Source organism: Paenibacillus sp. FSL R5-0766 (assembly GCF_037971845.1).
GTDB lineage: Bacteria > Bacillota > Bacilli > Paenibacillales > Paenibacillaceae > Paenibacillus.
In genome coordinates, this window is record NZ_CP150227.1 from 4,671,896 (window position 1) to 4,684,162 (window position 12,267).

12 protein-coding genes are annotated in these 12,267 nt (G+C 45.2%); 6 read left to right on the forward strand and 6 right to left on the reverse strand.

Annotation, left to right across the window (positions count from 1 at the left end; all coding sequences use genetic code 11):
• Positions 1–10 precede the first annotated feature (10 nt).
• Positions 11–358, forward strand: coding sequence for a YugN family protein (locus tag MKY66_RS20195; protein ID WP_074095774.1), 348 nt, complete (start codon positions 11–13; stop codon positions 356–358).
• 13 nt (positions 359–371) lie between these two features.
• The gene (ftsW, locus tag MKY66_RS20200) at positions 372–1,661 is read left to right on the forward strand and encodes a putative lipid II flippase FtsW (RefSeq protein WP_076211402.1); all 1,290 of its coding nucleotides are present in this window, start codon (positions 372–374) and stop codon (positions 1,659–1,661) included.
• A 128-nt stretch (positions 1,662–1,789) separates the two neighbouring features.
• Here ftsW and MKY66_RS20205 read toward each other — a convergent pair whose 3' ends face one another.
• Positions 1,790–2,152 carry an Asp23/Gls24 family envelope stress response protein gene (locus tag MKY66_RS20205; protein ID WP_017687428.1) on the reverse strand — a complete coding sequence of 121 codons (363 nt, stop codon included), beginning with the start codon at positions 2,150–2,152 and terminating at the stop codon, positions 1,790–1,792.
• Positions 2,153–2,335: 183 nt separating this feature from the next.
• On the opposite strand from MKY66_RS20205, the gene cax reads away from it, so the two are divergent.
• Positions 2,336–3,406: a calcium/proton exchanger gene (gene cax / locus MKY66_RS20210; RefSeq protein ID WP_036674882.1), complete on the forward strand. Its 1,071-nt coding sequence runs from the start codon at positions 2,336–2,338 to the stop codon at positions 3,404–3,406.
• A 376-nt stretch (positions 3,407–3,782) separates the two neighbouring features.
• Here cax and MKY66_RS20215 read toward each other — a convergent pair whose 3' ends face one another.
• The 5 genes from MKY66_RS20215 to MKY66_RS20235 form a co-directional block, all read right to left on the reverse strand.
• Complete coding sequence (locus MKY66_RS20215) at positions 3,783–4,076, reverse strand: YlaN family protein (RefSeq protein WP_017687426.1); 294 nt, start codon at positions 4,074–4,076, stop codon at positions 3,783–3,785.
• Between the two features lie 225 nt (positions 4,077–4,301).
• Positions 4,302–4,547 (reverse strand): HPr family phosphocarrier protein, encoded by a 246-nt coding sequence (locus MKY66_RS20220; protein WP_036614658.1) that lies wholly within the window; start codon positions 4,545–4,547, stop codon positions 4,302–4,304.
• Positions 4,548–4,643: 96 nt separating this feature from the next.
• On the reverse strand, positions 4,644–5,759 hold the full coding sequence (locus MKY66_RS20225; protein ID WP_076211404.1) for an aminopeptidase: 1,116 nt from the start codon (positions 5,757–5,759) through the stop codon (positions 4,644–4,646).
• A 111-nt stretch (positions 5,760–5,870) separates the two neighbouring features.
• Positions 5,871–6,728 carry a hypothetical protein gene (locus MKY66_RS20230; RefSeq protein ID WP_339805722.1) on the reverse strand — a complete coding sequence of 286 codons (858 nt, stop codon included), beginning with the start codon at positions 6,726–6,728 and terminating at the stop codon, positions 5,871–5,873.
• A gap of 133 nt (positions 6,729–6,861) precedes the next feature.
• Positions 6,862–8,853, reverse strand: a complete 1,992-nt coding sequence (locus MKY66_RS20235) for a sensor domain-containing diguanylate cyclase (protein ID WP_076211408.1) — start codon at positions 8,851–8,853, stop codon at positions 6,862–6,864.
• Positions 8,854–9,317: 464 nt separating this feature from the next.
• On the opposite strand from MKY66_RS20235, the gene rpsD reads away from it, so the two are divergent.
• From rpsD to MKY66_RS20250, 3 genes are all read left to right on the forward strand, one after another.
• On the forward strand, positions 9,318–9,917 hold the full coding sequence (rpsD, locus tag MKY66_RS20240; RefSeq protein WP_076211410.1) for a 30S ribosomal protein S4: 600 nt from the start codon (positions 9,318–9,320) through the stop codon (positions 9,915–9,917).
• Positions 9,918–10,104: 187 nt separating this feature from the next.
• Positions 10,105–10,710 (forward strand): cache domain-containing protein, encoded by a 606-nt coding sequence (locus MKY66_RS20245; protein ID WP_076211412.1) that lies wholly within the window; start codon positions 10,105–10,107, stop codon positions 10,708–10,710.
• Between the two features lie 94 nt (positions 10,711–10,804).
• The gene (locus tag MKY66_RS20250) at positions 10,805–12,211 is read left to right on the forward strand and encodes a methyl-accepting chemotaxis protein (protein WP_076211414.1); all 1,407 of its coding nucleotides are present in this window, start codon (positions 10,805–10,807) and stop codon (positions 12,209–12,211) included.
• Positions 12,212–12,267: the final 56 nt, after the last annotated feature.

Below are 12,267 nucleotides of genomic sequence, written 5' to 3' on the forward strand. Positions count from 1 at the left end.
TCAAACGCTTATGATTTTTGAGAATACAGGCTTGGATGGCTTGAAGAGCGACTTGGCATACCTGGATGAGAGCGCCGAGAAAGTCGGATTTGTCCGGTGGCAATGGGAATATTACCGTGCTACATATGACTACAAAATTGAAGATGAACAAACCAACTCAGAATACTTTGTACGCATTAATACCCGCGCTGTGGAAGGCAAATTGGAAAAACCGGATACCGTTCTTGCTGTTGAAGCAGTATACCTTGGCAAAGCCACTTTCCCTCACGGCCTGGATTATGACTCTTCCGTTCCGCAACCAGTCGTGAAGCTGGCAGCCGAAAAATTACAGCAGCTCAAAGAACTGCTGGAAGCATAGGCTGGGCCAAACGATGAAACAACAAACGGCCCAAACGAAAAAGAAGAGAGGCACGCCGGATTTTCAACTGCTAATCCTCACTTTATTGTTGGTGGGCTTTGGACTGGTGATGGTATTCAGCTCCAGTTCCAGCATTGCAATCGCAAGCGATAAATTTAACAATGATGCCCTTTACTTCACGAAAAAACAACTTATGTGGGCGATTATCGGTCTATTTGGCATGTTTTTTGCCATGAATATCCGCTTCAACAAGTACAAAAAGCTCTATGCACCCTTTTTCCTGCTCACTACGGTCATGCTGGTGATTGTTTTGATCTCAGGTGCAGTATTGAACGGTGCACGAAGCTGGATTCACATTTTCGGTTTCAGTCTTCAGCCTGCAGAGTTCGCGAAAATTGCTATCATTCTCTATCTCTCTGCTCTTATTACAAAAAAAGGTGAGAAATTCAGGGTTTTCAAGACAGGGTACGTTCCCGTCTTGTTCATCGTTGGATTCATCGCAGGGCTGATTATGCTGCAACCAGACTTCGGTACCACCTTCATTCTGGTGTCTACCTGTGGTCTCTTGATCTATGCCGGTGGAGCCAGTATGAAACATATCCTGGGTTCGATTCTCCTGGTTGTGCTCGGTGGGGCACTGGCGTTTGGAGCGAATTCCCTGTTTTCTTCCATGTCTCCTTCCGACACAACGACTGCTACAACAGCAGTCACTGCGGAGCAGAACTACAAGATCGGACGTATTCAGGCTTTTCTTGATCCATTATCCGATATTAATGGCGGAAGTCTTAACCTCTACCGTTCTCTTGTTGCCATTGGTGATGGCGGCATGACAGGTTCCGGGATTGGACAAGGTACGATGAAGCTGCACTATTTGCCAAATGCGTATAATGACTTTATTTTCTCCGTAATTGGGGAAGAACTCGGATTCATCGGAAGTGCATTATTCCTGCTTGTTTACCTGTACTTCATCTGGCGCGGAATCATTGTCTCTCTTCGCTGTCCCGATCCATTCGGAACACTGGTCGGCATAGGTATCATGGGACTGATCGCGATTCAGGCATTTATCAACATTGGTGGTGTAACTCAGACCATTCCGGTGACGGGGGTCACGCTTCCATTTATCAGTTATGGGGGTACCTCACTCTTTGTGATGATGGTTGCCATGGGCATTCTGCTCAGTATCTCACGTACTAACAATCTGGACGTGATCAAGGAAGAGAAAACGAAGTCCGTGACTGTACAGACACAGACTCGTACCTCTCCTGCTCTTCGTTCACGGGAGTCCATCCGTCGGATTCGATAAAAAAGCAACACAAAAAAGGCTGTGCACCCAATGGATGCGCAGCCTTTTTCTGTGTACTGAATAAACTCTGTCTATCAAGATGAAGAACAGGTCAATATGACTCTGTCCTCCATTGCGGATTGCGATTTCTACAGATCGTCGCCTTTGAAAGATACGCCTTCTACCTTTACATTGACTTCAACCACGCGTAATCCGGTCATGGTCTCTACCGCTTCTCTTACATTCTGCTGAAGCATACGGGAAACTTCATGAATCGGGGTTTCGTACAGGACGATGATGCGCAGGTCAATGGCTGCTTCCAGCTGGCCGACCTCAACGCTCACGCCTTTCTGTACGTTTTTACCGCTGAGTCGCTTCGCCCAGCCCTCTGACAATCCTCCAGACATTGCGGCAATTCCGGGTGTTTCCATTGCAGCCATTCCGGCAATTTTTGCAACCACGTCATCGGCAATCCGGATGTTTCCGCTCTCCAGTTGAAGTTGTTCTGCCATGCCACATCCTCCTTCACTTCGTTACTCGTATTTTAAATCCTTTCCACCCCAAAAAGCAAATTAAACTCAAAAAGATGCGTTTACAACCTACCACCACTTGGTTATATTGAAATATGAAAATAATCTCATAAGCGATTTACAATGCAATTCAAAACAAAATAATTTATAACCGAGGTGTTTGTTGTGAGAAACCGGATTTCATCCATTTTGCTGATTGCATTCTTTGCACTCAGTGCCATCGCCCACTACTTGAAATGGGATTCGATTCTACAGTTCGTGATATCAGCCATTTCGGTTATTTTTGTGGCCGGTTTTTTAGGCAAAGCCACCGAAAATGTTGCCCACTACGCCGGACAGCGGCTGGGTGGATTCTTGAATGCAACCTTCGGCAATGCCGCCGAATTGATCATCGCCATTTTCCTCGTCAAAGAGGGACTCTTCGACATGGTCAAAGCAAGTCTGACAGGTTCCATCATCGGAAATCTGCTGTTAGTGCTTGGGTTAAGTATTTTTGCCGGAGGACTCAAGTTCAAAATTCAGAATTATAATGTTTCACTTGCAGGTCTGAATGGTTCCTTGATGATTGTTGCCATCATTGCCCTGTTTATTCCAGCAGTCTTTCTCAATACACATTCCATTACACAGAAAGACACCAATACACTTAGTCTCATCGTGGCCGGATTGCTCATTCTCGCGTATATTGCGTGGTTGCTATTCTCCATGGTAACGCATAAGAACTACCTTGCAGACGTTACTGAGGATCGCGATGAAGAGCTACCCCATGAGCATGCTCCGGCATGGTCCAAGAAAAAATCAATTCTCTACCTGGTGCTCGCAACAGTCATGGTTGCCTTTGTCAGTGAATGGCTAGTGGGCACGCTCGAAGTATTCACTTCGGAATTTGGACTTAGCGAACTGTTTGTCGGTGCATTCCTTGTCGCCATCATCGGTAATGCGGCCGAACACAGTGCAGCCATCATGCTTGCCATGAAAAATAAAATTGGAGCCGCCGTTGAGATTGCGGTTGGCAGCAGTTTACAGATCGCACTCTTCGTTGCTCCTGTACTGATTTTTGTCAGCTACTTCACAGGCAGAACCATGGATATCGTATTTACAACGATTGAGTTAGTCGCCATCGGCGTATCCGTATTTATTGCGAAGTCCATTACCCAAGATGGTTCAACGAATTGGTACGAAGGTTTACTCCTGCTCGTGGTATATATCATACTCGGTGTATCCTTCTTCCTGGTGTAACCAGGCCTTCACGTAGCGATATAAGTTGAACTAAAGAATATTTACACTGGACACTCCGATGACAGAACAACCTTCCGATCGCTGTTATCCCCAGATTTTTTTGATTCCTTTTATAAAGGGGTAAATCCGGGGATAAAGGCGAACGCTCCGCTTCTTCAGGTTATTTCTGTCCTCTCCGTTTTGTGTAAATGTTTAGTTTAATTTATATAACTCTAAAATAAACAAGCTACAAGAGGCAGGCCGAATTTACATTCGGTGCTGTCTCTTTGTTTGTATACGCCTTCCGGCTGGCTTTCATCCCAGTCCCGTTCAGACGCACAAAAAAAGCATGCATAAACGCCTGCATGCCTTCTATTCTGACCCGCGCATTTGCAGGCTATTGCTCATTCTTCTTGTTCAAGGCTTCATATAGAATTGCCAAATTCCGCTCAAGCGCGCTAACCAGCTGCTTACCTGCACCTTCTGGAAGGAGCCCTGCACGAACAGCAAAATCAACTTCCTTGGAGAACCCATACATCTGTGTATCCAATACTTCCTCATAGAGAGGGCAGTAGCGGGTAGCCAGATTCTCCATCTGTACTTCAATAAGCTTCTGTATTTTATCTGCATCTTCTTGAAGAAGACTGATCGCTTTCAAATTCAGCTGGTCCTGCAGATCAGATGAAGTCATGCATTTTTCCCCCCTATGTCCCAAAAATCGCGTAAAGACGTTCTACCTCTAATATTAGACGAAATGAAGAGCTAATACAAGAACTTGACCAAAATAAGCCCGCAAAGTTAAGCCTTCTGTTGAAGCTTAATCCACCTGTTCCAGTCACGTCCAGACGAGTATTCAGATCATTCCATGCCAAAAAACACCCCTGCCTAAAAAGGCAAAGGTGCTTCTTGAGAGCTATTACTCAGATGCAATGCTTACATTCAGTCCATGCTTGGCAAATACTTCTGACATGGCTGCTTTCGCTTCAACTGCATCTGGACCATGAACATGCAGTTCATAGCTGTGCGTGCTAATCAGCGTTGTAAACAATCCGAGAATACTTTTTACATCGATATACTTGTTCTCCGAATGAAGCACGATTGAAGAAGTAAACTTGCCTGCTGTTTGAGCAATTTCCACTACAGCCGCGTTATTACTCGACATAGGAATCCCTCCGTCTTTTTACTATTGGTATCATCTATTAATTACCACTACATGATACCGTGAATCCGCTTTCCTAGCAACAGCAAAATCCTGTTCCTACTTCAAACGGTCCGGATTCAGGCATTCCAGCTCAGGAATAACAAAGATACCGTCTTTGCGAATCAGCACATCGTCAAAATAAATCTCCCCGCCGCCGTAATCCGGACGCTGGATCAATACCAGATCCCAGTGGATGGACGAGCGGTTGCCATTGTCCGTTTCTTCGTATGCCTGACCCGGTGTAAAGTGCAAGCTGCCTGCGATTTTCTCATCGAACAGGATATCTTTCATTGGATGCAGAATATGCGGGTTAAATCCAATCGCGAATTCACCGATATGACGAGCACCCTCATCCGAATTCAGGATTTCATTCAAACGCTCTGTATCGTTACTTGTCGCTTCAATGATTTTTCCGTTCTCGAATGTGAACTTGATATTTTCAAATGTCACTCCGTTATACAGCGTTGGTGTGTTATAACTAATCGTTCCGTTCACGGAATTACGCACAGGGGCACTGTACACTTCGCCATCCGGGATATTTTTTTGGCCAGAACATTTCTCTGCACCGATATCTTTAATGGAGAAGCTCAGTTCTGTTCCTGGTCCAGTGATACGAACTTTGTCCGTCCGCTTCATCAGGTTAGCGAGCGAGTCCTGCGCTTTGTCCATTTTGGCGTAATCCAGGTTACATACGTCGAAGTAGAAATCTTCGAACGCTTCTGTACTTGTATTGGCGAGTTGCGCCATACTTGCATTAGGGTAACGAAGTACAACCCATTTCGTATGTTTGACACGTTGTTCGCTATGTACCGGGTGGGAGTACAATGAATTGTACATTTTCATTTTTTCTTCCGGTACATCGGACAGATCATTCACATTTTCTCCCGCACGAATACCGATATAACAATCCATCTGTTTCATACGGTTCAGATCAATCTCTGCCCATGTTTTCATCATTTCTTCTGTGGCATTTTTCAGCATCGCACGCTGTACGGTTTTATCAGTCAACTGTACAAAGACGTTACCACCTTTTTTGCCTACCTCTTCTATAATGGCGTTAATCAGATCACGTTCCGATCCAATCATCTCAACCAATACATTTTCACCAGGCTGTACATCTACTGAATAGCCCACCAGGTTTGCTGCAAGCTTTTGAATTCTTGGGTCTTTCATCTTGGTAAAATCCTCCTGTCATCTGCCATACTTGAATTGAACAACGGTAAATTACGATACTATTGTAGCACGCGAACAGTCATCCCGTCAGCAGGCAGTCCCTCACTTCGTTTATTGATATGACTTGAAGTTAACATCGGTGACAAGGGCTTCTTTGTTACTTTTATGGTTGTTGTCCGTGTAACTCATCTGACTTTCAGAGGATAAGCGAAGAGGCAGACTGCTCTTCCGATCTACCGTGAGATGATATACCGTCTGCACGCTCGCTTGTTTCATCATTTGTTGCATCGTTGTTTCACCCTGTTTCCAAACTTTCTCCAGATCCTTCTCAAGCTTTTCCTTACGCGTCCCTTTCATCGTAGCTGACTTATGCATATATTCTGCCCGAATGGCGTTCATCTCGTCGTTTAGCTGGGCTACAGCCCATGATTTGGCGTCTTCCGGTGCAAGTTCAATCCGTAATGTTCTGGTTCGACGACCGGCACCATACTCGGATTGAATGGTTTTGTGCATCCCATCGATCTTCTCCAATTGGGCAATTGGATTAAAACGAGAAAGAGAGCCACGGAGCGGCTCATGCTGCGCTGACAATGCCATCCATTGCCCTTGTTTCCGCTCGAAAGAGGCGCTAAAGCCACTGGGCTGTCCGTTATTTTTTACGGCAGTTGTTTGAATGCCTGTGCCCACAGCGGTCACCTCTCCAGGTAATCGGGTCTGAAGGGTCAGACGATCATGATTCTCCAGCTTGCCTTCAAATTTGAACTGATTCTCAAACAGCCCACTGTTCTCCCGTCGAAGTCCTGCCTCTCCTTCAAAACTCAATGTTTCTTTTCCCGCTATCCCGGATAAAGCCAGGGAAAAAACCTCTTCAGGCGTTTGATCTCGCTGGATTAATCCACAACCCGGAACACCAATAATCACGATGCTCACAAATAACCATAATGTACGTACCGAATGGCGGTTAAACATGTCTATCTTCACCCTTCCGAGAACTTTCTCCATAGATTGCCCCGCCCGTATACGCTTATACTTCCTTCTATACACAACTTGATCTCCGATGCACAAAAAAAAAGAGAACGACTCCGCAATTGGAATTGTTCTCTTAACGTGTTACATCCTGTTCCTCTACAACGATTCTGTTCCGACCACCATTCTTGGCGCTGTACAAAGCCATATCAGCCCGATAAAACAAGGACTCTACACTGACCTTTTCATCCATCCAATTCCACTCTGCGATGCCACTGGATACCGTAACAGGCGGTCTGGTCTCTTCTGCGACTCTCTTTCGAATCACTTCCGCATAATCTAACGCCTGCCTTACACTCACCTGTGGCATATAGATCGCCAGTTCTTCTCCACCCCATCTGGCACAGATATCCTCCGAGCGAACAGAGCTGGTGACAATCTCACTCACTTGCTTCAATACTTGATCCCCCGTCTGGTGTCCGAATGTGTCATTCACCTGTTTGAACTGATCAATATCCACCACAATGAGGGAGCCACAGAATTCATGAGCCTGTCGCTCGTGAATCACACTATCCAGATAATGCCTCACGTACAGACCTGTCAACATATCCAGATTAGCCAAGCGCCGAACCTCGGCATGCAGCGTGGCATTTGAAAGGGCAAGCCCGATATGGATGGATAACATCTGCAAGAGCCGATAGTTATCATATGAAAAGTAGTGCTCTCTACTGTGTCCCAGCAAAATGGCACCCTTCACTTCACCATTGACTCTGATCGGTGATGCAATCAGTGACATGGAGCCCGTATCTTCCATGAAAAAGGAGGACACTTTATCATATTGCGCATAATTGACTATAATAAGCGGTTCCTCTGTTCGGTACACCAAGCCTGCGATACCGTAATCTACTGAAAAGGATTGGTGAAAAACATCTTTCACGTTAGATGACATCACTTCGAAGTCATTTGTACTGTCATTGAGTTGAAGAATGCAACACGTTTCAGCCTGGAATATTTCCTTTAACTCTTGCTCGGATAATTGATAAATCTCCGAAAGATGCAGGCTTTTGTTCAACCGCTGTGTAAGATCATTAATTAAACGAAGTTCCTGAATTAACATATTGGATTGTTCATGCAACTTGGCGTTCTCAAAGGCCGTGCCTGCAGTGTCTACCATCATCGTAATCAATTGCAAGTCCGATTCTTCCATAATCTCTTCATTCATTTCGACATGGAACACACCGTATATGCCTTGTTTGCCTTTCAGCGGAATCCCTATATCTACAATGCGGTTCTCTGCATCATCTGAGCGAGCAACAATCAGCTTACCTTCCATAAATGAGCGCACACAAATATCTTCTCCTCGCTCGTGGACAAGCAACGGTTTAATCCGTGGATCAGAATTACTCTGATCCTGAGACATATATAATTTGATATAAGTGGCCGGGTACAAGTAGTCCATACTGTCAAATACCTCATCCAATATGGCCTCGACATCCATTTTGTCATGCATTCGCTGAACAATCTGAAAGAGGATGGACCTCCGGTGTTCCTCACGGGCTGTTTGTTCATGAGCGTGTAACAGGTCCGTCATAAATATGTATTCAAATCTTCGGTAAAAGCAGGTGCGATAATGCAATGCCTCAGATTGAACCACAGCTTCAGACGTTTCATATCCATTGGATTCATAGATCACAGCAGTGAATACGGCAAACATATCCTTGTTTGTTCTGGAGAATAAGGGATGTGTTATTATAAGATACTCTCCGTGTTCGCTTGTCCCTTTAAGGGACAGGACCTGTCTCTTATCCAAACATTCCAATACCAGCCTGCGTGCATTTACGCCCGGATCAGCTTCATGATCGCTATCGTATCCTATGCAATCGCCTTCCGTGTTCCATACGCTGTAAAAGGTTGATGTTCTGGCCAGCCTTGAACCCACTCTGGAGTTCCAGTCACTGTATGCCTGCTCTAGCAAGCTGCCCAAATATGAAAAATCAAAAGGTGTGATATCCATTTTTTGCATCCACAACACATGCTCTTCATGAGAATGAGGAGCGGCAAAAGATGCGGAATCGCCCGAACTTCGTGAATTCAAGCTGGCAGGTAAACTTCTTAGATGTTCTAACATGTCAGGCGCTCCTTTGCACCGTTTTTGCATCCACCAGGATGCATTAATCTGCAGACGTTATCGCAAACCTGCAAATCGTTGCGATAACCTTGTTACATAAAGATGATTTAAAGTTAAGATACAATCTATTTTACTCTGTTTAAAGCTTTTTTGCATCCATATTTCAGAAAATCGTCCCATTATTTTAGGCCCAATGACCTATCGACAAATTTAGACGTTTTTTTGCTTTTATTCTACGCTTGACTTTGTTTCTCTTAAACTGTAATATAAATTGTTGATGAAGACTACTAATGGGTCTTTAAATTTGGGCATTACCGGTTGTGTCACCCTCATTCTTTTTGTTGCTTTCAGGACAGCGGCTGAACTTTCCTGATCGTTCTATGCGAGGCCAAGCCCGCATCAACAAATTGGAGCGCAAACAGAGCCCTAATATGAACTTTAACTAAAAAGGAGCTACTTTAAACATGGCACGTTACACTGGTCCTAAATTTAAATTGAGCCGTCGCCTCGGCATTTCCCTTAGCGGAACAGGCAAAGAATTGAAACGTCCTTTCCCTCCAGGTCAGCACGGAGCTAACCAACGCAGAAAAATGAGCAACTACGGTATGCAATTGCAAGAAAAACAAAAATTGCGCCACATGTACGGTTTGGGCGAGAAGCAATTCCGCACACTGTTCTCTAAAGCTCAAAAAATGCAAGGTATTGCCGGTGAGAACTTCATGTTCTTGCTTGAGTGCCGCCTTGACAACCTCGTTTACCGCCTTGGGTTCGCTAACTCCCGCGCTGGAGCGCGTCAGTTGGTAGCACACGGTCACGTAACTGTAAACGGCAAAAAAGTCGATATCGCTTCTTACCAAGTAAGCACTGGCGATGTAATCGGCTTGCGTGAGAAGAGCCGTGCTCTTTCTTCCATTAAAGAAGCTTTGGAAGGCCGTTCGCATCTTCCAGCATACGTTGAATACAACGAAGCAGCTGTAGAAGGTAAATTCATCCGCTTGCCTGAGCGTGCTGAATTGTCCCAAGACATCGATGAAAAACAAATCGTCGAGTTCTACAACCGTTAATCGTTGCAATCACATTAAAGTTTCAATCCAAACAGCTGTCGAGATTTTCTCGGCAGCTGTTTTTCTATGCTTTTTTTAATTATCTTCATTATAGGAACGTAAATAACGATATAAAATATAGACTCCCTTCAGGAGAAGCACACATCCATATATACATCACAAGAATGACATCGAGGGGGATTAGAACATGCATTTTTTTCGCAATCGTAAGCTCGCTGTTAAGCTTGGACTTTTACTCGGGATCGTATTACTCTGTTGTATTGGAGCCCTGATTGCATTTAACACCAAGTCCATTTACGACAAAAGCCTGCAGTACGGTGAAAGCGTTGCTGGACAGGCTGCAAATCGGGCTACGAAAGAGTTTATGACAGACATTAATCAGGTCAAAAACACATTGGACACCATGAGTACCACGTTATTGGATGCCGCTCAGAATGGATCACTCAACCGTGAGGAAGCCGTTAGACTCCTTGAACAGTATCTGAAAAAGGATGAGAAAGTTTTTGGCTTTTATACGGGCTGGGAACCTAATGCCTTTGATGGAAACGATGCGGATCACGTGAATAAAAATGACTATGATGATGCTACAGGCCGCTTCATCCCCTACGCCATACGGGACGGTAATACCCTGCATTTTGAGCCTCTGACTACCTATGAGGGAAACAGTGAAACCAGTACTTACTATCAGCAGCCAAAGAAAACCAAATCCATCTATTGGTCCGAGCCTGTTACCTACACGGTTGGCGGAAAAGAAACACTGCTCGTTTCGATTGTCCTCCCTCTAGTTAGATGAAAACAAAAATTTTCTGGGCATTGTTGGGGCCGACTTTACCATTGATCGTTTTCAGCAAAATATAGCATCACTTAATCCCGATCAGGGTTATGCCATGCTGATTACTAGTGAAGGACAGATTGCTGCACATGGCTCCAAACCGGAACTGCCTAATGAAGGAGCCGTAATTCCATCTGAAATGAAGACAGTCATTCAGCGTATACAGTCTGGCGAGTCTCAGTTTTACGCCACTGACCCTGAAGTGGGGGAAGAACTATTTATTGCCGAGCCCGCCAGGTTACAAGGAACGGATTCAAACTGGTACCTTGTATCGGCGCTGCCAAAGAGCCACATCCTTCAACCCTTCTATGACAGCTTGAACTGGTCCATACTGATTGCCGCACTGGCTGTACTTCTGCTTGCAAGTGTGGTTACCTACACTATCGTCTCCATTGTAAGGCAGTTGAATCAAGTTAATATCGTCGCTGGACAGCTGGCTGGCGGGGATTTGACACAAAAGTTACCTGTACGATCCAAAGATGAATTTGGCGTCATGGCGGGTCATCTGAATCAGATGATGGATACACTGCGACATACCATATCGGTTATATCCGAACATGCTTTATCTGTCGGCTCCACCTCTCAACAATTGACCGCAGGTGCCGAAGAAACAGGTAAAGCAGCCGAACTGATTGCATTAACAGGAGTCGAAGTTGCAGATAAAGCAGGTAAACAGATGCAGGAGCTGCAAGAGTCCTCCCGTTCCATGAATGAAATATCTGCAGGGATCGGAAGAATTGCAAAGGCCGCCTCCGATGTATCGGATTCATCACGAGCTGTGGCTGAGCGAACAACTGTTGGAACCGATAAGATTCAGTCCGCCATGCGTATGGTCGATAGCGCCACCTCTTCTGTGCAGACGTCCATGACCGCACTGGAGAATTTCCGTCAACGTTCGGAAGAGATTGGCCATATTACAGGCATGATCACGGAAGTTAGCCGTCAAACCAATCTACTTGCCCTTAATGCTTCCATCGAAGCATCACGAGCAGGTGAACATGGGCGCGGGTTTGGTGTTGTTGCTTCCGAGATTCGTAATCTGGCTGAACAATCCAGAATATCGGCAGCGCAGATTGCAGCGTTAATTCATAGCGTTCAGCAAGAGGTCCTTTCTCTCGTTGAAAATATGGAACAGGGGAATGCCGAGGTGAGCCATATAGCGGAAGTAATTAATGAGAGTGGTGAACTATTCCTCTCCATTTCATCACAGATCACAGATGTTAATGAGCAGATTGAGCATGTCTCAGCCATTGCGCAGCAGATGTCAGCTGGATCACAGCAGGTGGATGCCACGTTAGTGCAACTCAAAACCATTGGTCATGAGACGGCAGATCATGCAACTCGTGTTGCCTCTGCCTCTGAGGAACAACTCGCATCCATGGAAGAGATTACGGCGGCATCTGCCTCACTGGCTAATCTTACCCAGGAACTATTAGAACTGATTCAACGCTTCAAAACCTAATGTAGAAGACCTCCAATACGACAAATCATTCAGGTCACCCTATGCACCTCAGCATG

Coding starts and splice junctions, on each gene's coding strand:
- MKY66_RS20245 (WP_076211412.1), top strand. CDS start 10,105: ATGCATTTTTTTCGCAATCGTAAGCTCGCTGTTAAGCTTGGACTTTTA.
- MKY66_RS20215 (WP_017687426.1), bottom strand. CDS start 4,076: ATGACTTCATCTGATCTGCAGGACCAGCTGAATTTGAAAGCGATCAGT.
- MKY66_RS20230 (WP_339805722.1), bottom strand. CDS start 6,728: ATGTTTAACCGCCATTCGGTACGTACATTATGGTTATTTGTGAGCATC.
- rpsD (WP_076211410.1), top strand. CDS start 9,318: ATGGCACGTTACACTGGTCCTAAATTTAAATTGAGCCGTCGCCTCGGC.
- MKY66_RS20205 (WP_017687428.1), bottom strand. CDS start 2,152: ATGGCAGAACAACTTCAACTGGAGAGCGGAAACATCCGGATTGCCGAT.
- MKY66_RS20220 (WP_036614658.1), bottom strand. CDS start 4,547: ATGTCGAGTAATAACGCGGCTGTAGTGGAAATTGCTCAAACAGCAGGC.
- MKY66_RS20235 (WP_076211408.1), bottom strand. CDS start 8,853: ATGTTAGAACATCTAAGAAGTTTACCTGCCAGCTTGAATTCACGAAGT.
- MKY66_RS20250 (WP_076211414.1), top strand. CDS start 10,805: ATGCTGATTACTAGTGAAGGACAGATTGCTGCACATGGCTCCAAACCG.
- ftsW (WP_076211402.1), top strand. CDS start 372: ATGAAACAACAAACGGCCCAAACGAAAAAGAAGAGAGGCACGCCGGAT.
- MKY66_RS20195 (WP_074095774.1), top strand. CDS start 11: ATGATTTTTGAGAATACAGGCTTGGATGGCTTGAAGAGCGACTTGGCA.
- MKY66_RS20225 (WP_076211404.1), bottom strand. CDS start 5,759: ATGAAAGACCCAAGAATTCAAAAGCTTGCAGCAAACCTGGTGGGCTAT.